Here is a 21,462-nt window from a genome sequence, read left to right as displayed (position 1 = left end):
TATTCATCTTTCCCAGTTTTTCAGCTTCTTGAATGGGAGTGGGACAGAATTCTTTTAAATTCGTCGTCCACTCCCAGCTTGCTTTGCTTGTAGAATTTCTTGATGAAATTCTCTTTGCTGGGGCCCCGACCCCAACTTGCTTAGCTTGTAAAATCACTTTCGTGATTTTTTGTGTTGGGGCCCCGACTCCCAACTTGCTTTGCTTGTAGAATTTCTTAGTGAAATTCTCTTTGCTGGGCCTCGCCCACAAGGATGACTAGAACTGAGAAAGGCATGATTTAAGCGTATTCTCAGTTCAGTCAACTACTGCAAATTTCCAAAATAGCATCATTATATTATTTATATCCCAGACTCATACGCTTGCTTTTATTAAATATATTGCTTTTCTTTCAAGTATTCAATAATCGTATTAACTGATGCTTCTACACTTTGATGTTCAGTATCAATTGTAATTTCTGGTTGATGTGGTGCTTCATATGGTGCACTAATACCTGTAAATTCTTTGATTTCGCCAGCGCGTGCCTTTTTATAAAGGCCTTTAGGATCACGTTGTTCACATGCTTCGACGCTGCACGCTGTATATACTTCAATGAATTCGCCATCTTCTAAAATCGCACGAACGTCATCACGGTCGGCTCTGTAAGGCGAGATAAAAGCTGTAATAGCAATTGTACCTGCATCTACAAGCAATTTACTCACTTCACCGATACGTCGAATATTTTCCTTACGATCTTCTGGACTAAAGCCTAAGTTGTTATTTAAACCGTGACGGACGTTATCTCCGTCTAAGCGATAGGAATGCTTCCCTAATTGGAACAATGCTTTTTCAAGTGCAACGGATACGGTTGATTTCCCAGAGCCTGATAATCCTGTAAACCATATCACTACACTTTTATGACCATTTTGTTGTTGTCTATCTGACTTGGTAACTTCAGAATCGTGCCATGTAATATTCGTTGATTGACTCATGTTAACCCCTCCGAATTAATTTTGTTTTAAACCTTTAATTAAGACTTCCGCTACTTCAGGTCTAGAGAATTTAGTAGGTAATGATTCACCGTTTCTTAATTTTTCTCTTACTTTCGTACCACTTAAGTGAACATGTTCTGATGCGTCGTGTGGGCAAGTTTTAGCTGTAGCCATGTTGCCGCATTTTTCACAATAAAAGGCATGCTCAAATTTCAATATTTGAATATCTAATTCATCTTCAAACTGAGAAATTAATTCTTGTGCTTCATATGTGCCGTAATAATCACCTACACCTGCATGGTCACGACCTACAATGAAGTGTGTGCAACCATAGTTCTTACGTACGGTCGCATGTAGAATCGCTTCACGTGGTCCAGCATAACGCATTGCTGCTGGATAAATGACTAAACGCGCTCTATCTTGTGGGAAATAGTTCTTTAAAATAGCTTGATAACTTTCCATACGAACATCTGCTGGAATATCGTCTGCTTTCGTTTCTCCTACTAACGGGTTAAGTAACAGACCATCTACAATTTCTAATGCAGATTTTTGGATATATTCATGTGCACGATGAACAGGATTTCTTGTTTGGAAACCTACGACAGTCTTCCATCCTAAATCATGGAATAATTGACGTGTTTCTGCTGGATCTAAATGGAAATCAGAGAATTCATCATGTTTAGGTCGATTGATTAATTGAATTGGACCTGCTAGATACACATTACCTTTGTCATACACTTTTTTAACACCTGGGTGGGCGTCATCTGTTGTACCGTAGACATTTTGCGCTTCTTTAGTCTTATCATACGTATATTTTTCTTCTAATTTCAATGTGCCATATAATTCGCCATCTTCGCCATATAAAGCGATGTCATCGCCAATAGCTAATTTATCCGCTTCTTCTTCAGTAACAGGTAATGTAATCGGAATACTCCACACTAATCCATTTTCAAGATGTGTCGTTTCAACTACTTTAGTATAATCCGCTTCGCCCATAAATCCTGTTAATGGACTAAAACCACCAATGCCGATTAATTCTAAGTCAGAAATTGACCAAGGATTCAACGTAATCACTTTATAAGATTGTGCTGCTTCAAGAAGATGTGCTCTTTCTTCGCCTTCTACTACACGGTTAATTAACTCGCCACCATGTGGTTTAATCGTATAATTAATAATCTGTTCATGTGTTGCCATTATTGATAACCCCTTTTCCAATTAATTAGATTAGTTTACTCGGTTTTATTTAAAAGAAAAAGACAATTTTTTGTTGCGAATGACAGTGATAATAACAAGTATCACAATCGCACAAACAATTGCGAATCTTACAACATTTGTAATTGTGTCATCATGTACAAAATACGTCATTAATGCGTTGCTATTGGTGAAGATGATTAATCCACCCACACAAATGGCTAAAATATTAATAGGTAATATCTTAGTTAAGTAAGCTGAAATAGGTGCTGCCACCATGCCACCAACACTTAATGCAACCACAAACCACCAATTAATTTGTGTAATACCTAAGAAGATGATGAAACTTAATGACGTTGATAATGTTACAAAAAACTCACTCGCCGATACTGTACCAATCGCATACCGTGGTTGTATCTTGTGACTCGCTAATAACAAAGGTGTATTAACGGGTCCCCAACCACCGCCACCAATTGCATCTAAGAATCCAGCGATGGCACCTTGAGGTACTAGCTTAAAGCTACTTAACTTACCAACGTGCGTATGGATTTCTTTATTTCTTTTAAATAAAAATTGATACAAAATATATAACCCCATTGAAAGTAAGAACAATGCGATATATGGTTTAATATAATTTCCATGTATTTGTGTCAGTAGACCTGCACCAATAAAGCCACTGATGGCACCTGGAATCGCTAACTTTAACATCGTTGGCTTATGCACATTCTCGAATTTCCAATGTGATGTTCCGGATGCAGCAGTCGTCGCTATTTCTGAAAAGTGCACCGTCGCCGATACAATTGCTGGTGCAATACCATAAGTTAATAATATGGAAGATGATGAGGCACCGAATCCCATTCCTAGTGATCCATCAACAAGTTGGGCTAAAAAACCAGCTAATGCAAATATAAATAATTTCCTCATATATCACATGCCCCCTAACATTAAACTTGTGATTGAAGCCATCGCATGAATTCAATTTGTTTCTCCTCATCCAAATAGTCCTCAGACAATACATATTGTAATAATGCTTGCTTTCTAGATGGCTCTATCGTTGACGCTTTAATACGTTGTCTACTTTCATATAAAAAATCGATATAGTTTTCATATCGTTCATCATAAGTATCTTGCAATGTCGATATAATTTGTCGTCCTAATTTAGGACTTGCACCATCAGTCGATACACTAATGGTTAATTTGCCACGTTTCAGCACACTAGGAAACGTCACATCGCCAGCAGAAGCATCAGCCGCATGATTTAATAGCGTACCTTCTGGCAAACTATCTTTAACGTATTGATTTACTTCTGGTTGATCAGTCGCAATAATGACTAGATAGGCATGACTTAGATCTTGTGGTTCAAAACATTTTTCAGACCACGTGACACGTTGTTGCTGCAGTAATGTATGTAATTCTGTGGTGATTGAAGGACTAACAATATGAACACGGGCACCATATTCTACTAAAGATGTTGCTCGTCTCGTTGCTACTTTCCCACCACCAACAATGACAATCTTTTTATCTTGTATATCAATCATAAGTGGCATACTGCTCATATTGCTTCCTCCTTGAACATTATTTATGTTTCATTTTAATTTATTAAAATTAAGGTAACGTCATTTCTAAATCTGAAGTTTGTTCTTTAAACCAGCTGATTTTGTGTCGCATTTGGACAACCTCACCAATAATAATCATAGCTGGATTTTGAATTTCTGAAGCGCGTTCTACGATGTTCCCTAATGTACCATCGATGGTCTTTTGAGATGATGTCGTACCTAAATGTACGAGCGCCACAGGTGTGTCTATGGATTTACCATGATTTATGAGTAATTGACAAATTTCAGGTAAGCGTTTGACGCCCATATACACACACAGTGTTTCTGGGCCATGTGCTAAATGTGCCCAATAATCATCTTTAGACATACCTGGTTTATTCACCGCCGTTACAAATGCAACTGACGAACTATAATCTCTATGCGTGACAGGAATACCTGCATAAGCCGGTGCAGCAATACCGGATGTAATACCTGGCACGATTTCAAATGGAATTTGATGGTGTGCCAAGATTTCCGCTTCTTCACCACCACGCCCAAAGACGAATGGGTCACCACCTTTTAAACGAGTGATAACATGACCTTTTTTCGCTAAATTGACCAACATACGATTGGTTTCTTCCTGTGGCAAGGAATGTTTATTTGGATCTTTACCACAATAGAAGAACTTCGTCCCGGGTTTAGCTAATTCTAAAATATCTTTATTAACTAAGCGATCATATAAAATGACATCTGACGTTTGAATGGCTTTCATACCTTTAATCGTTAGTAACTCAGGATCGCCAGGTCCTGCACCTACTAGATAAACTTTCCCCATGTTGTCACCCCGTTTAAAACAACTTATCTCAAACTTTAACTATGGAAATCTTGTCCGCCATGAACTTTAGCTACAACACCTGAGCGAATAACAAAGTCACCGAAGTGTTCACCTTCAAGACGTTCTTTACCATAGTCCATTAGAATTGGACGTAAACTTTCGAGAATTTCTTGTTCTCCAATATTCTCTTTATACAATTTATTTAAGCGTTCACCTTTGAAGCCACCGCCTAAATACATATTATATTTACCTGGTGCTTTACCAATAAATGCAATTTCTGCAAGTGCTGGTCTTGCACAACCATTTGGACAACCTGTCATACGGATTGTGATTTCTTCATCGTTCACACCCGCTTCATCTAATAAATCTTCAATCTTAGAAATTAATGATGGTAAATAACGTTCTGACTCAGCCATAGCTAAACCGCATGTCGGGAATGCGACGCATGCCATAGAGTTTCGTCTTAATCCTGTATAATTTTTACCATCTGTAAGACCATATTGATCGATGAGATTTTGAATTTCTTCTTTTTTCTCAGGAGTTACATTTGCAATAATTAAATTTTGATTTGGAGATAATCTGAAGTCGCCCGTATGTGTTTCTGCAATTTTTCGTAATGCCGTTTTTAATTGATAATCTTCTGTATCTTTCACGCGTCCATTTTGAATGAATAACGTATAATTCCAAACACCTTCGTCACCTTCTATCCAACCTAGACGGTCACCATTGTGCTCGAATTCAAAGTCGCGCGCATCTTCAATGTTCCAACCTAAACGCGTATTCAATTCTTCGACAACCTTATCTACGCCTAAGCGGTCAACTGTATATTTGAATCGTGCGTTCTTACGGTTCTCACGATTACCATAATCACGTTGAATGGTTAAGATCTTCTCACAAACATCAACGACTTTATCTTTAGGAACAAAGCCAGCTAAACGACCAACTTGAGGGTACGTATCGGTATTTCCGTGTGTCATACCCATACCGCCACCAATTGTGACATTGAATCCGATAAGTGTTCCATCTTCAACAATACCGATAAGCCCGATATCTTGAGAATACACGTCAATATCATTAGATGGAGGTAGTGCGATACCGATTTTAAATTTACGTGGTAAATATTTCTTACCATACATTGGTTCGATTTCTTCTGAAGAATCTAATACTTTTTCGCCGTCTAACCAAATTTCATGATAGGCATTCGTCTTAGGTAATAGATGATCACTGATTTGAGTTGCATAATCGTTAATTTCTTTATGAATATGTGATTGATATGGATTAGGATTACACATTGTATTACGATTCACGTCCCCGCATGCCGCAATCGTATCAAGTACTGATTCGTTAATTTTCTTCATAGATGTTTTTAAATTTCTTTTTAAAATGCCGTGAAATTGGAACGTCTGACGTGTCGTTAATTTCAATGTATGATTTGCGTAGTTGCTTGAAATGTCATCCATGGCAATCCATTGTTCAGGTGTCGCAGTCCCACCAGGTAGACGTACACGAATCATAAAGCTATAGGCTGGTTCTAACTTCTGTTTACGACGTTCATCGCGTAAATCTCTATCATCTTGTTGATAACTACCATGGAATTTCAATAGTTTAGTGTCATCATCTGAAATGGCACCAGTAAGTGGGTCTGCTAAGCCTTGCTCAATTGTCCCACGCAAATAATTACTTTCGTCCTTTAAATATTCTAAAGCATCTAGCTTCTTATCCAGTTCATCTGACATTTGCTTATTTGTCTTAGCCATTAAGTACCACCCTTTCTATTAGTACACATCGCGTTGATAACGTTTGTCTTTCTTCATTTGTTTAAGATATGCTTCAGCATCCGCTTCAGATAAGTGTTGTTCTTTCACTAGAACGCTACGGATAGCTTCATGTACATCTTTCGCCATATGTTTTTCATCACCACAAATGTAAATTGAAGCACCATTTTGAAGCCATTCATTAAATTCTTTACTATGTTCAGCAATACGATGTTGGACGTATACTTTTTCATCTGTATCACGTGAGAAGGCCACATCCATCTTACCTAGCACGCCGTCTTTCAACCATTCTTGCCATTCTGTTTGGTATAAGAAATCCGTAATGAAATGCTGGTCTCCGAAGAATAACCACGTATTGCCTTTAAAGCCATGTTCTTCGCGTTCTTGCATGTAAGCTCTAAATGGTGCAACACCAGTACCAGGACCAATCATGATTACTGGTGTATCGCCCTCTTTAGGGAACTTAAAGTTTGGATTACGTTTTAAGTAAATGGGTACTGTGTCACCTGGTTGAATACGTTCAGCAAATTGAACGGAACATACACCTGAGCGGTCACGACCATGCGCGTTATATCTGACAGCACCAACTGTAATATGCACTTCATCTGGTAGCGCTTCGTAGCTACTTGAAATTGAATATTCTCTAGGTGGTAATTTTCTTAATAATTGATATAAATTTTCAGGTTGCAATTCTGTTGTCGCAAAGTCATTTAATAAATCAATTAAGTCACGACCTGCAATATAATTTTGAACCCATTCATTATCATTGACTTTTTCTTTAAGTTCATCATTTTCGAAGAATGCTGCCGCATTAATCAGAAGCGGTTTCGTTAACTTCGTAATTTCAAAATGAGACGTTAGCGCTTCTTCCAAGCTTAGTGTGTCACCTTCATCCGAAATTTGAACTTGATCATTCGGGTCCCAACCTAATGTACTTATTAGTAGATCAACTAATGCCGGATCGTTTTGAGGTAGCACGACTAAACAGTCACCGACTTCATAATCTTCACCGAAGTTATCTAATAGAAATTCAATATGACGCGTTTCTTTATTAGACCCTTGGCCGTTAAGATTAATGTTTTCTAAGACCTCTGCTTGATACGGATTAGCTTTAGAGAATTTCTTCTCTTTCGCTGATTTAATAGACTCACTCACAATTTGTTCATTTTGAGTGCCTTCCGGTGCGGTATCAATTGCATTGATAACGTTGGCCATCCACTTTTCAGCGTCTTCTTCATAATCTACGTCACAATCAACACGATCATAAATACGTTCTGCCCCTAATTCATCTAACTTTCTATCAAAGTCGCGACCTGTTTGACAGAAGTATTCATACGTCTGGTCACCTAAAGCAAGCACTGAGAAGCGCACGCCTTCAAGCTTCGGTGCCTTACGACCATGAATAAACTCGTGTAATTCTGCTGCGTTGTCAGGCGGATCTCCTTCACCTTGCGTAGACGTAATAATGAATAAATCTTCAACATTTTTAAGATGCTTAGGTTTGAAATCATCCATCGCTTTCAATGTCACGTTATGACCGATATTTGATAGTCGCTCTTCAAATATTTCAGCTAAACCTTGTGCATTACCTGTTTCTGAACCATATAAGAGTGTGATTGCTCTTTTTTCTGGTGTAATCACAGGTTCATTTTGTTGGAGCATCGCCTCTGTACCTTCCGTTAACCCATCTTGATTAACTGAATGTGAAGCAGTTTGTGATGGTATCGCTCCATTTGATGTTACTTGTTGGTTAGCTACTAAATATCCACTTAACCATACTTTTTGTTCAGGCGTAAGTGTTTGTAATAGTTCATTAATTTGTGCCGCTTGCCCTTCTGTAAAAGGACTATTTGTAACACTTAAATTCAATTGCATCCACCTCTTATTCCGTAAAATAACAATTATTTGATAATAGCTTTATACTACTTTTATTATGTAAGAAATATGCCCATCTGTACACTATTACCAGGCATATTTTATCACCTCAAATACAAAACATATCAGAATACTATGTTTTATATTTAAAAAATTTTACCCATACGTATTATGGTTTATCAGCAACATGCAAGCCACATTCTGTTTTATCAAAATTAGACCATCGTCCGGCCCTAGAATCATCTGAATCAAATACAGGCGACGTACATGGAATACAACCAATACTAGGATAATGTTGATCATGTAATGCATTGTAAGGTAACTCATGCTTCTTGATGTAATCCCAAACTTCATCTTCTGTCCAATAAATTAATGGACACACTTTAACTGATTTGAAACGCTCATCTTTATTAATGAAATTGGTATGCGCACGTGTTGGCGATTGATCACGTCTCAAACCTGAAACCCAAGCCACAGCTCCACCTAACACTTCTTCTAAAGGTTTAATTTTTCTAATGTAACAACATTGATTAGGATTATTCTTCCATAATGCCGGATTATATTTGTCAGCTTGTTCTTCAAGCGTTAAATCAGGCTTCTTCATTTCAATTCGAAGCTTTGGAAAACGTGCTTTCACTCTATCAATCAAGTCATACGTTTCTTGAAAATGTAAATCCGTATCTAGAAAAACAATTTGTGCATCAGGCTTAATCTGATAAATTAAATCAATTAACACCATACTTTCCGCTCCAAAACTACATGAATAAACAATGGAATCACCATATGTGCGATACGCCCATTCTAATATTTGATACGCGCCTTTCGTAGCGTCATCAGTAGACATCGTATCAATGAAAGGGTCACCCTCAAAATGTTCATATGTAATTGCCGGTACTGACATAAACTTATGGTCCCCCCTAAAATTTCACAAATTTATTAATCTAATACCTATCAGAATTGTCAGAATAATATGTTACTACTTTAACGAGTTTCGGCTATAAAGTCAAGGTGCTGGAGAGAAATATAAAAAGAAGTAGGGAGTGGAACAGAATTCTCTTTAAATTCGTCGCCCACGCCCAGCTCTTTGCTTGTATAATTTTTTGATGAAGTTCTATTTGTTGGGGCTCCGCCCGCCACCTTAAGGATGACTAGTTTTGAAAAAAGATTGATTTAAGCGTATTTTCAAATCAGTCAGCTACTGCAAATTTGCAAAATAGCATTGTTATATTATCTTACTGCCTCTTGTTGCAATTTTGTCTCTAGTCATGATTTTCAGGTATACATTGTATAAGTGCAATTCTACCGTTTTCTGTGTCTACTAAAATTTCAAAGCCATTATTTTTCACAGTATTATAAATATAAACTCCCGCATCATTTTTTTCTTCATAATCGCTGTATTTACTAATAAATGTACGTTCGTCAACATTTGAAGGTGAAACGCCAATTTCCCTTACTACTTCAGTATTACCTTTCAATTCATAGGCCACTGCTAAGTTCCCATAAATGGTATAAAGATAATCCATTCCTATTTTATGAAAGACACGATTTGAAATTCCATATCGTTTCTCTACTTCTGCTCTAGTCATGCCTGGTTTAATGCCCATATAAGCATCCCTTGTATCCTTTTGCATAAATGACCTATGGAAATCTTCACTCATGACATCAATTTTAGGCCCTTGTAATTGCGTCGTATCTGTCACTTTGTGCTTTTCATTTTCTCTTTGTTTGGCTTTTTGCTTTTCAGCTTTAACAGGATCGTTAGACACTTTATCTTCATCCGTTGTCGCTTTCTCTTTCTTCACATGCGTCGCCGTAGTCGCAGTCTGTTTTGGCTGTTCTGTTTCCTTTAAAAAGAAATGATAATACGCAAAACAACAACTGACGATAATGCCAATAACGACCAACCCAACTAATACAAATGGCCAAATTCTTGTTTTATGAGTAGGCGGTTCATATTGCACGCTTTCTGAAATATCTTCAAATAGATGTAAATCATAGCCACATCTATTACAAAAATGTTGCTCGTTTATCAGCTTGTTACCACACTTAGGACAAAATCTCATGATATTACCTTCTTTCACTTCAAGCTGTTAAATCTAGATGTTGGGTGTGAGATTAGGTCTTTTATCTATGTCGACATCCACGTTATAGTTCATTTTAAAGTAAGCAACCGTGATTTTCTATCATTTTTTTAATCGTGTCTAAAAAAATAAAGCCGATAAACGCATTGCGCTTCTCGACTTCAATTTAATCATTCTCATTCTGATTTCTGTCATCATATCGCATTTGTTGTCGGTAACCATACGTACTTTCTTTAATTAATTGGTCATTCAATAGTCCAGCACCAATAGCACCTGCAACAGTCGAAATAGATGCTGCGAACCATGGAATGCTAAGATATAAATCGATGCCAGCCGGCCCTTTCAAACCAACCTGTTGTCCTAGAAAATCAGCTGGTAATAATACTAGTTCAGCAATTAAAAATAGCATGTAGAGAATAAAATAATAAATAATAATCGCTACAAATAGTGTCATCACAGTAGTTAAATTATATAGCCATGTAATGCGTTTATTACGACTTTGTTTTACCGACTCCCACAAGTCATGAGACATCATAATCCAAAGCAACATACCTAACACTGCGATCACTGAGATACCAAAGAGACGCCACATTGAAAATTCCATGCTCATCTGCCACATAGTGGTAAATATTAAGCCGAATGCGCCTGTAGTGAAGGCAATCGCCACAATATTACTTAAGCTGGCCATCATGTTAAGTGGGTTATTCGCAAAGGTCATACCACTAACTAGACGAATCATTCCCATTGACCGTGTGTTCGATAAATAGCGTAAATGATCATTGCCTGTCTCATCTAGATGTACTTCAGTTTTTTCAATTTTAGAAAATGGGAATTGTTTGTTAACTGCGTATGCGACCTCATTACGGCTATCATAGTCACTGTTTTCCGATTCAGAATGATGCACTTCATTAATAATTGCTATAATCGCATTCTTGAAACGTTGCTTAACCGGACGCCAACCAAATGCAGGATACGAGAATACAGCCGCGCCGTTCTTCTTGTTGATATCCAATGCTAACACACGCTCGTTATGAAACATAGGTAAATCTGTGATAGCTACAACATAATCCCATTGGCGCTGATCATGATAGTCTTGTATTTTTTTGAAAATTTTTCCCACCGATTCAGCATAACCAGTCAGAGGATCAACTACAAGGTCCACTTTCCACTCGTGTTGGTTGTTATTCTGGTGAGACAGGATATTCGGAATATCGTCCATTAAACTTTCAGCAAGTTTCTCTGTCACACCCGGTGCGACAACTAAACCGATTGTTTTCGCTTCATTCATGCGTCATCCTCCTCTCTATGGTCTTGTTTCTTACCTTCATAGGATTCATCATTATTGCTTTCATTGTTTGATGAAGACTGTTCAACTTCACGATGTGATACGTCTTGTGATTGTTGTGCTTCTTTCTCTTTTTCTTCTTGTTGCGCTTCTTTATAACGATGATACTGACGATACGAATACGTAATGCGACGAATCTTCTCTTCATTCTCTACAGTGGAACCCATTGCCCCGGCTAATAACCCAAGTGAGGATACAAACCATAATAATTTTAAATAATTCACAAATGTAAAGTCAGGGTTCGCACTTGTCCAATTATTAAATAAACTCACAGGTACAAATAATGAGACACTGATGGAAAGTAATACATATAAAACAATATAATTCATCAATGTAATCATGACTAAAGTTAGTAATGTCGTTGCATTATAGGTGTAACGATACACACGTTGTGATTTCGCAGTCTTTTCTTCAAATAGTTGATGCGCATATAATAGCCATCCAGCCATCCCTAATATAGAAATAATCATGAGGACAATAAATCTGATGGTTGAATATTGAACACTTAATTCCCATGGCATCGAGAAGATGGATACGTAAGTCCCAGTGGCAAACGCAACCGAAATAATCTTCTTGAAATTAAACAAGTTCTTCCATGGCTCATTTGCGCGTGTCAAACCTAAGATAAGTTGAATCCAGCCTAATATTAAGAACCGATTAATATACCGTCTCTTTGGACTATCATCTTCTCTAGGGTCAACCGCTTTAGGCTGAATAAGCGGATGCACTTTCGGACGCTCTTTCGTATTATTGTGATATAACTGTTCGACGAGCGTTGTCATACTTTTCACTAACTTACGCTCTAGATCGATCCAACCTAGCGCAGGTAATGAGAGCATTGACATACGTTTCTCACTATTAAAGTCACTAATCACGACTTTATTACCGGAGATACTTGGTAAATCCGTAATACAGATGACGACATCCCATTGATGTGTTTCCTTCAACTCAGCAGCTTTATCAATAATTTCATGTACATCCTCAGCAGAGCCTATTAACAAATCTACTTTGCGCTCGAAGTGCCAGTCATCCACTTCGTCGATACGTTCATGCAACTGCTGTTTGATTTTAGGTATCGCATGTTCCACTAGCTTATGTGCCACACCAGGCGATGGCACTAACCCAATCGTATAGGTCATGTTGAACCTCCTTCCATTTACGATGTATTCGTTTGACGATGTATTCGTTTGACGATGTCTTATTTTGAAAAGTGATTATTTCACGATTATCAAAATGATGCAATGTTCATTTTATGATAATAAGAATACTTTTTACAATAAAATTAGTTAATATTATTATATTAATTTATCACTCTATAATCACAACGCATCATTGTAGAGCCTTGACTTCTAGATTTAAAACTACTAAATTAAATATATAGTATAAATATATGCACTAGGGGTGTTTTAAACTGAGATGGAGTGTGACTCCAAACCCTTTGAACCTGAACTAGGTCGTACTAGCGTAGGAAAGTGTGGATGGAATTGTAGATTATATTTAAGGTTTAGATAACTATGCCTTATTTCATATAAGCTTACATCTAACATTTACGTGACTTTCCTATGTGTGAAGGTTGCGTATTTTTTACTTTAAACAGCGTAATAGAGGTGACTGCCAGACAACTTGATTATTGTAGCATGTGTGCCATAGTGATGTAGGTCGTGTCTGAGAGAAACTCAGACTAGTAGCATTATAGAAAATTCATTTTATTTATCCAATTCATTTATCCATATAATAGAAATTAACGTAACGTCGGTGATGCTAACTTAGGAGCATCGCCGACTTCTTTATTGCAATTAAAAAGAGCGAGACATTCGTCTCACTCTTTAAACGACTCAACTTTTAATATTTATATGGGTCGTTATCTTTTTTATCTTTCAATTTGTCCGCTTCTTCACGTACAAAATCTTGATCTTTTTGATTGTGTTGTGATTGATCAAAATCACTTACATCCTTATGCGCTTCATCTTGATATCTATCGCTACGAGAACCATATTGCGTATGGTTGTTATATTGATCTCTGTCATGGTCTACATTGTGTTCAGAGTCATGACGTGTATTTACGTAACGATTGTTATCATCACTATGATTTAAATGTTGATGGCTACCATTGTGCACATCGTCATGAGAATGTTGCTGACTATCATGATGCACATCATCATTTGAATAGTGTTCTTTAATTGCGCTTTGTTCTTTTGCTTTATCTTCTTCATCTAAGATAAAGGCATTATTTTTAGCGTTAACCGCTTTATCGTCATGACGGTTATCATAATCATGGTTGCGGTTGCTATTGTCGTAGTAACCATTATCATAAGTGTCTTTCTTCTTACCTTTTCTTACTAATAACATGATACCTGCTACAATCCAAAGGATAGCACTAATCCAGTTAGACATGATGGCAACTAGCGCTGCAATAATTAATAAGATACCTGCGATTTTAGGTTTCTTACTAATAAGAATACCACCGATGATTGCTAATACTAATGTAATCACGGCACCCCAAGTTAAGAAACTGAAGAAGCTACCTAAGGCATCGAAACCTTGGTTCATTTCAGATGCAGAGAGTGTATTACCTTGATTTTGAGACTCTCTAATCATTTGATCTTTGAAACTATCATTGCTCATTAATGGTTTAAGAACTAAGAACATGATTGCAATTAATGCTTGTAATGCAACCCCTATCCAAGTAAGAATATGTTCTACTGTGCGTTTAATTTTGTTGTTTTGCGTTTGATGCGATGTATAATCGTTTGTTTGATTAGCCATTTTTACGCCTCCTTTTCTTGTTCTATACCCTTGCGCGGACTAGGTTACACTTATTTTCCAAAAAGTATAACAAATTTCTAACGCAAACATTTAATGGTATCGATTAACAATCATGTAGTAAATGCGTGATGTAATCCAATACATTAAGGCGTAAATCACAACAATTGATATGATGACACCGACATAACTGGTCACAAACACACCAATGCGGTTCACATTGAGAATACCTAAAACATTAAATATGATCTTGGAAGCAAAGATCACATGAATCGTTGCGACAATAATTGGCAATGCAAATATCCATATAATTTGTTTATTAATGGTATCTTTAATTCTGTCATTATCTATACCAACTTGTTGCATGATTTGATAATTCTTACGATCCTCATAACCTTCTGCAACATTTTTATAATACATCATTAAGAATGTGCCTATGAATAGAATGATTGACACTACCGTTCCAATAAAGATAAGCCCACCATTGATTTCATATAATGTGCCTGCCACTTCTCTTTTATCATCAATACTCACTTTATAGCGTTGCATTAGTTTATTTTTCACTTTATCAAAGTCAGATGTGTGCTTTGTCATGATATTAAAATGCATAAATGTGTTTTGAACTTTCTGCGTGCCATGATGGTCGTTCTTATCAGCATTGACATAATAATTGGTTAATTGTTGGAATGTCTTATCATCTGGAGTAATAATAGTTAACGATCCTGGAACTGGATAGGAATAGTTATGACCATCTATTTGTTTAATATTAAATTGGTCTCCCATTATTGTTGCAGTTCTTAATTTTTTAAAAGGTTGATTTAAACTTTCAAATCCTAATTCATCATGTTTCAACTTAACCTTCTTCGTGTTTAGCTCATTATAATCGTGCTGTGTCATAATCACAAGATAGGTACTATTAATCGTCATATTATAATCTTTATTATTACGATGTTTAAATAATCCTGGTTGTTTGTAATCCACCGCAATGAGTGAAACTGCATTCTTTTTAAAGAAATCAACTTTAGCATGATCTTTAATATCACGTTCCAAATGACGTACTTTCTCCTGAGTCTTCTTATTATTGTGAAGATTTCCATCTATTGAAACTCTATATTGATCCGACATAATAGAATCGACCTGATCCGATATCCCTCGATAAGTTGAAATCGTCATACCCACAGTAACAATTAGAAATGTACATAACATCGTTATACTCGCGAGCCCAATGGCATTCGAATTCATCCTAGACTGTAAACCTGAAATCGTAAAGAAATATTTCGGATTATAATACAAACTTGGAATGCGCTTTAACCAATCCAATAGTAAAATGCCCAACGACAAATATAAACAGTACGTCCCAATCATGACCAACCCAATGGCACCGAACAAATTATATAGCGAGCCCAAGATCATTTGATTAGAAAGGGCAATATGATAACTGCTAAATAACGTAATGATGCCAATAACGAGCAAGATATACAACACAAATTGTGGTAGCTTTCTTTCAGACCTCTGACGTTGAGAAATTAATTTGATAGGACTTTGAAACATGATTTTCACGTTATTAATGAAGAATAGCAATAACATCACTGCTGCTAGTAAGACTAATGTAATAAGCATCGCTTTCACATTAAACGGATAATCCATAACTGACATGCCCGTTTGATGCATCAGTTTGTTCATCAGCATAAAGATTAACACACCAAAGAGATAGCCACCGATAATACTGATGAGTGCAATGAAGATAGATTGATATAGCATTTCAATCAGCATAATCAATCGGAAATGTTTCTTCTCCATGCCCAGTATCATATTCATCGCAAGTTCTTGCTGACGGCGTTTCATTATGAAGCGGTTCGCATATAAGATAAATATGAACCCCAAGACACTCATAAAGAAATTGCCAATACCAATAAATATCGGCAATAGCTGACTACGTTGTTGCACATATGTATTCATATTAAGTGACAGTAAAATAAATTCAGCTGCGAACATGATACCCAGTGCGAGTATGAAGGGCATAATGACATGTCGCTGCATTTTGAAATTCTGAGCAATCATCTTCCATAACAAGTGTATGGTCATATTAGTCCCCTCTTTCATTTAGAATGGCCAAACTATCAGCGATACGTTTCTGAAATGCTTGTTGCGATTCCTCTCCTCGATAGATTTCATGATACAAACGGCCATCTTTAATAAACAATACGCGTTGCGCATAAGCGGCATCAATAGTTGAATGGGTGACCATGAGTATCGTTTGTGCATGATTATTAATATCTCGAAACAACGTCATAATTTGTTTAGATGTCTTTGAATCGAGTGCACCCGTTGGCTCATCTGCAAGTAATAAATCCGGTTCATTGATTAAGGCACGACCAATCGCAATACGTTGTTGTTCACCACCCGAGATTTGATACGGATATTTATTAAGCAATGTCTCAACACCTAGCTTAGTGCTCAACGATTTAATCCGTTCCGCCATCACTTTATGCGAACGATTCGCAAGAACGAGGGGCATTAACATATTATCTTGATTTGTCATCGTTGGCAGCACGTTAAAATCTTGAAAGACGAATCCAAGGTTATCACGACGGAAATGTGCAATTTGTTTATTACGTAACTTGCGAATATCTTGATGATTAATTGTGATCTGACCCTCAGACACTTTATCAAACGTAGCAATTAAGTTTAGTAACGTAGATTTACCTGAACCTGATTCACCCATAATCGCTACAAACTCACCCTTATTAACGGTGAACGAAATGCCATTCAGCGCAGTCGTCGCATTCAGTCCTCTACCAAACGTTTTCTTTACATTCTTAACGTCTAATAACATCGTCGTACCCTCACTTTCTTAAAAGTTCTGTTATCTAAAGTAGTCTTATTCAAGATGGCATCCTATACATTGTGCTAAGACTACTTCAAGTGCTTTATTGTTATCTCTATCATAAAACAAAAAAAGACCAACAACATTGATAATTTCTTACAAATGTTGTTGGCTAGCTTACAATATTGAAAGTTTAATTATTTTTCGGGAAATAAATATGAAATGTCGTACCTTCTCCAAGTTCAGATTGTACTTCGACCTTATGGTGTAAATGACGTGAGATATGCTTAACAATAAACAGACCAATGCCACTTGATTTATCATTTAAACGACCGTTATAGCCAGAATAGCCCTTATCAAAGATCTTCGGTAAGTCCGCTCGACTAATGCCGATACCATTATCACGAATGGTTAAGACGCGTTGTTGTTGATCAAACGTAATCCAAATATCCTTCCCTCGCGCATACTTCAACGCATTATTTAATAGTTGTTCAATCATGATTGAACACCATTGTGCATCTGTGAGCACCTCATCTTCGCACCGTTCATAATGAATCTTAGTCTTCTGGTCAATAAATTGAATTGAATATTTCATAATTAATGGCCGCACTAAATCATTAATGGATACCTTTGAAAAGGACATGTCCGTTTCTTGGTTCATTAGTTTCAAATAACTTAAGGCTAAGCTTGTATAATTATCAATTTGAATAATTTCTTGGCGTACACGATTGACGACATTCTCTTCGTTACGTTCTAATAATAATTTAGATGCTGTAATAGGCGTCTTCATCTGATGCACCCAAGTTAAGAAGTAGTTCTCCACACTCTCTTGATACGCAGTTTGATTACTTTTAACATGTTGCAGTTCATATTCAAGTTCATGAATTAAATCTTCCTTCTTAACTTCCGCTTTAAATCCACTTAACTGTACTAACCAGTAGATAACCATGATAAACAGTATAATTCCTGCACCCAATACATAGGCACTCAGTGGCAAATTAAAGAGAAAGAAGATAAGTAAAAACAATAGTAGAAACATCACGACAATAATGATTTCATTTAAAATCGATTTTAAAAATGCTTTCACCATCATTACGACACCTTATATCCAACATTCTTCTTCGTTTCAATTAAATCTACAATACCGATTGATTGTAATTTCTTACGCAAACGCGTCATATTCACTGCTAACGTATTGTCATCGATAAAATTCTCAGATTCCCAACATTTTTCAATTAGAGCTGTACGACTGACATACTTACCTTCATTACGAAACAGCATATTCAAAATTTGTAATTCGGTAAAGGATAATTGAACGGATTCATCATTGTGGTAAAGCGTTGCTTCGTCTACAACAAGCTTGCAATCTTTGACTGTAACTTCATTATTAGAGACTGCTAAATCATACGTTCTACGTAGTAATGCTTGAATCTTAGTCACAGTCAACGATAGATTAAATGGTTTCTCGATAAAATCATCGCCACCCATTTGGATTGCCATAATTTGATCCATATTGTCCGTTCTTGAACTAATAAACATGATTGGCACATTAGATGTCTTACGAATTTCTTGACACCAATGATAACCATTATATGTTGGTAAATTGATATCGAGCAACACAAGTTGTGGTTGATGTGTTTGAAACTCATCAAGAATATTATCAAATTGTTTGGCCACAATGACATCGTAATGCCACTGCGCTAACGCTTGCTCTAAACTTTCCGCAATGACAAAGTCATCTTCCACGATTAATACTTTCATATTGCTCACCTTTCATTACACGTTTAATTTTATGCTTTATCATTATCATCATAGTCAGGATTTGAAATTTTGTTCTTTTCCTTTTCTAATTCTGCATCTTTATGTTCAGTTCGTTTTTTACGCTTACGTTCTTCCATTATTGATAATGCGATAAATCCAATGATAAGTAGTGGTGATAACATAATTAATATCATCGATTGAACACCTCTATTTCTTATATTCGATAGCTACATCGTCTTCGTCTTCATTTTACAACTTTACTTATAAAATGAACATCATAAAACAGAAGCGATACCAAAATCATAACGATTTCAACGTACCGCTTCTTATACTATAATGTCTAATCATTTATGCTGATGAAAATCCATTATTACTTTTTATTTAAGATGTACGTTCTAATATCCTCAATAGAAACACTATCGTATATTTGCTTTTTAGTTTCTCCTATCTTAGCCACTTTCATCATACTTCCACCATAACGCTTTGGTGAATACTGCTTCCAATAATCTAATTGTTCAAATAGTTCTTGCAATGTTGCCATATGTTTTACCACCTTTTCATAAATTTGGGTAAATAAAATAGCCCTCCTTAAATAAGAAGCGCTCACGGACATCTTCTTATCTTTCAGGAATCCCTGTTGGATTTAGCACCTCACGTCAAACGCAGTTGCTGGAGCTTCATAGGGCCAATTCCCTCCACTCACTCTTAATAAGACAAACTATTTTATTTATACGTATTATAACTTATTAATGAACAATGTAAAAGTATAAAGCTTGCAATATTTGATAAAACTAAATATAAAATAAATTCTATACATTAATAATTGTTTACAATTACTTAACTTAAAAATAACTTTATACTAACTGAAAATCAAATAAAATTTCTTAATATAAAGAGTGTAACAACTACACACTATACATATTAGGGGGCTTTTTTTAAAATGAGTTTCATCAACAAATTTGGTAAGACAACGCTAGCGAGTTCAATCTTAGCTGCATCCGTGTTAGGGACGACACACGTGTCATTTGCATCAGGTTCTGGCGAAGGTAATCAAGGCCAACAAGGACAAGATGAAGATTACATGGCAATAGGTAATACGAAGAATCCTAAAAACGTTATCTTCATGGTCGGCGATGGTATGGGTAAATCACACACTTCTGCATACCGTCACTTTGCAGATAATCCTGATACTAAAGAAGTTGAAAAAACATCATTCGACAAATACTTAACAGGTGCACACCAAACACATAACGATGATGAAAAAGAAAACATCACAGACTCAGCAGCTGCCGGTACAGCATTAAGTACTGGACATAAATCATATAACGGTGCAATCGGTGTAGACACAAACAAAAACAAATTAAAAACCGTGTTAGAACAAGCTAAAGAAAGCGGCAAAGCAACTGGCTTAGTGTCAACAGCTGAAATTACTGATGCAACACCTGCCGTTTATGCCGCACACGTTGACGATCGCGGTAAGAAAGATGAAATCGCACAACAATTCTATAATGATAAAATCAATGGTCAACATAAAGTTGACGTCTTATTAGGTGGCGGCGCTAAATACTTCGGTAAAGATAATGGTAACCTAACAGATAAATTCCAAAAAGACGGTTATGATTACGTTACAAACAAAGATGAACTTGCAAATTCACAAAGTGATCAAGTCTTAGGTTTATTCTCTGAAAAAGATATGCCATTACAAATTGACTCATCAGCTGATGAACCAAAATTAGCTGATATGCAAGACGCAGCATTAGACAAATTAGAGAAAAATGAAAATGGATTCTTCTTAATGGTTGAAGGTGCATCAATCGATAAAGCCGCACATCCAAACGATATCACAGGCGTTATGTCTGAAATGTCGAGCTTCGATCAATCATTCCAAAAAGCAATGGAATACGCTGAAAACCATAAAGATACATTAGTCGTTGCAACAGCCGACCATGCTACTGGTGGTTTATCAATGGGCTCAGGCGACGAATATGTATGGAAACCTGAAGCCATTCGTAATATGAAACATTCAGGTTCATACATGACAAAGCAAATTGTAGACGGTAAAGACCCTGAAAAAGTAATCAACGAAGGCTACGGCATCGAATTCCCTTCTAAACAAATGGATAAAGTGAAAGATGCGACTAAAGCACTTAAAGACGCACAAGACAAAGCGAAAAGCGACGATGATGAAAACGTAGCAAAAGCAACAACGACATTACAAGATGCGATTCAAAAACCAATCAACGAAGCATCGCATACAGGTTGGACAACTTACGGCCATACCGGTGAAGATGTAGACATTTATGCACAAGGCCCAGGTTCAGAAAAATTCCGTGGCAATATCGATAATACAGATAACGCTAAAAACATCTTTGATTTCTTTAGCGATGATGTCACTTCAAATCAAAATTAATAATTAGCTTGATATTACATAAATAAAAGTAAATCATTAATTATGATTTACTTTTATTTATGTAAGCTTATATTTTTAAAAAATACTCAAAATAA

The 21,462-nt window shown here is 36.4% G+C and carries 19 protein-coding genes and 2 riboswitches; of the genes, 1 reads left to right on the top strand and 18 read right to left on the bottom strand.

The window, feature by feature from the left end:
* Positions 1–369: 369 nt before the first annotated feature.
* The 18 genes from cysC to KA858_RS12050 form a co-directional block, all read right to left on the bottom strand.
* Positions 370–969, bottom strand: a complete 600-nt coding sequence (gene cysC, locus KA858_RS12135; RefSeq protein WP_070855229.1) for an adenylyl-sulfate kinase — start codon at positions 967–969, stop codon at positions 370–372.
* Between the two features lie 15 nt (positions 970–984).
* Positions 985–2,163 (bottom strand): sulfate adenylyltransferase, encoded by a 1,179-nt coding sequence (gene sat / locus KA858_RS12130; protein ID WP_107629191.1) that lies wholly within the window; start codon positions 2,161–2,163, stop codon positions 985–987.
* Between the two features lie 45 nt (positions 2,164–2,208).
* Positions 2,209–3,084, bottom strand: a complete 876-nt coding sequence (locus tag KA858_RS12125; protein ID WP_210135818.1) for a sulfite exporter TauE/SafE family protein — start codon at positions 3,082–3,084, stop codon at positions 2,209–2,211.
* Positions 3,085–3,104: 20 nt separating this feature from the next.
* Complete coding sequence (locus tag KA858_RS12120; protein ID WP_210135817.1) at positions 3,105–3,716, bottom strand: NAD(P)-binding protein; 612 nt, start codon at positions 3,714–3,716, stop codon at positions 3,105–3,107.
* 49 nt (positions 3,717–3,765) lie between these two features.
* Positions 3,766–4,530: a uroporphyrinogen-III C-methyltransferase gene (gene cobA, locus KA858_RS12115; RefSeq protein WP_210135816.1), complete on the bottom strand. Its 765-nt coding sequence runs from the start codon at positions 4,528–4,530 to the stop codon at positions 3,766–3,768.
* 35 nt (positions 4,531–4,565) lie between these two features.
* Positions 4,566–6,287, bottom strand: coding sequence for an assimilatory sulfite reductase (NADPH) hemoprotein subunit (gene cysI, locus KA858_RS12110; protein ID WP_210135815.1), 1,722 nt, complete (start codon positions 6,285–6,287; stop codon positions 4,566–4,568).
* An 18-nt stretch (positions 6,288–6,305) separates the two neighbouring features.
* Positions 6,306–8,174 carry an assimilatory sulfite reductase (NADPH) flavoprotein subunit gene (locus tag KA858_RS12105; RefSeq protein ID WP_210135814.1) on the bottom strand — a complete coding sequence of 623 codons (1,869 nt, stop codon included), beginning with the start codon at positions 8,172–8,174 and terminating at the stop codon, positions 6,306–6,308.
* 175 nt (positions 8,175–8,349) lie between these two features.
* Positions 8,350–9,081 carry a phosphoadenylyl-sulfate reductase gene (locus KA858_RS12100; RefSeq protein WP_210135813.1) on the bottom strand — a complete coding sequence of 244 codons (732 nt, stop codon included), beginning with the start codon at positions 9,079–9,081 and terminating at the stop codon, positions 8,350–8,352.
* Positions 9,082–9,439: 358 nt separating this feature from the next.
* Positions 9,440–10,243 (bottom strand): zinc-ribbon domain-containing protein, encoded by an 804-nt coding sequence (locus tag KA858_RS12095; protein WP_210135812.1) that lies wholly within the window; start codon positions 10,241–10,243, stop codon positions 9,440–9,442.
* Between the two features lie 184 nt (positions 10,244–10,427).
* The gene (locus KA858_RS12090) at positions 10,428–11,549 is read right to left on the bottom strand and encodes a 5,10-methylene-tetrahydrofolate dehydrogenase (RefSeq protein WP_210135811.1); all 1,122 of its coding nucleotides are present in this window, start codon (positions 11,547–11,549) and stop codon (positions 10,428–10,430) included.
* Complete coding sequence (locus KA858_RS12085; protein ID WP_210135810.1) at positions 11,546–12,745, bottom strand: 5,10-methylene-tetrahydrofolate dehydrogenase; 1,200 nt, start codon at positions 12,743–12,745, stop codon at positions 11,546–11,548. The genes KA858_RS12090 and KA858_RS12085 overlap by 4 nt, the downstream gene beginning before the upstream one ends.
* A 248-nt stretch (positions 12,746–12,993) precedes the next feature.
* Positions 12,994–13,094, top strand: a riboswitch (TPP riboswitch).
* Between the two features lie 354 nt (positions 13,095–13,448).
* The gene (locus KA858_RS12080) at positions 13,449–14,372 is read right to left on the bottom strand and encodes a DUF4064 domain-containing protein (protein ID WP_210135809.1); all 924 of its coding nucleotides are present in this window, start codon (positions 14,370–14,372) and stop codon (positions 13,449–13,451) included.
* 90 nt (positions 14,373–14,462) lie between these two features.
* Positions 14,463–16,454 carry an FtsX-like permease family protein gene (locus KA858_RS12075; RefSeq protein ID WP_210135808.1) on the bottom strand — a complete coding sequence of 664 codons (1,992 nt, stop codon included), beginning with the start codon at positions 16,452–16,454 and terminating at the stop codon, positions 14,463–14,465.
* A gap of 1 nt (position 16,455) precedes the next feature.
* Complete coding sequence (locus KA858_RS12070) at positions 16,456–17,205, bottom strand: ABC transporter ATP-binding protein (protein ID WP_107629205.1); 750 nt, start codon at positions 17,203–17,205, stop codon at positions 16,456–16,458.
* 184 nt (positions 17,206–17,389) lie between these two features.
* Entirely contained in the window at positions 17,390–18,286 is an 897-nt protein-coding gene (locus tag KA858_RS12065; protein ID WP_210135807.1) for a sensor histidine kinase, read from the bottom strand.
* Positions 18,287–18,288: 2 nt separating this feature from the next.
* Complete coding sequence (locus KA858_RS12060) at positions 18,289–18,957, bottom strand: response regulator transcription factor (RefSeq protein WP_070855216.1); 669 nt, start codon at positions 18,955–18,957, stop codon at positions 18,289–18,291.
* A 29-nt stretch (positions 18,958–18,986) separates the two neighbouring features.
* Entirely contained in the window at positions 18,987–19,151 is a 165-nt protein-coding gene (locus KA858_RS12055) for a hypothetical protein (protein ID WP_176747959.1), read from the bottom strand.
* Positions 19,152–19,327: 176 nt separating this feature from the next.
* Positions 19,328–19,498, bottom strand: a complete 171-nt coding sequence (locus KA858_RS12050) for a hypothetical protein (protein ID WP_174841336.1) — start codon at positions 19,496–19,498, stop codon at positions 19,328–19,330.
* A gap of 73 nt (positions 19,499–19,571) precedes the next feature.
* A riboswitch (SAM riboswitch) is annotated at positions 19,572–19,672 on the bottom strand.
* A 225-nt stretch (positions 19,673–19,897) separates the two neighbouring features.
* Between KA858_RS12050 and KA858_RS12045 the strand changes: the two genes are divergently transcribed.
* On the top strand, positions 19,898–21,367 hold the full coding sequence (locus KA858_RS12045) for an alkaline phosphatase (RefSeq protein ID WP_210135806.1): 1,470 nt from the start codon (positions 19,898–19,900) through the stop codon (positions 21,365–21,367).
* The last annotated feature ends 95 nt before the right edge of the window (positions 21,368–21,462 follow it).

This window comes from Staphylococcus sp. GDX8P80P, from assembly GCF_017893095.1.
GTDB classification, from domain to species: domain Bacteria; phylum Bacillota; class Bacilli; order Staphylococcales; family Staphylococcaceae; genus Staphylococcus; species Staphylococcus borealis.
Note: the sequence above shows the minus strand (reverse complement) of the source record. Positions and strands in the feature narration are given on the sequence as shown.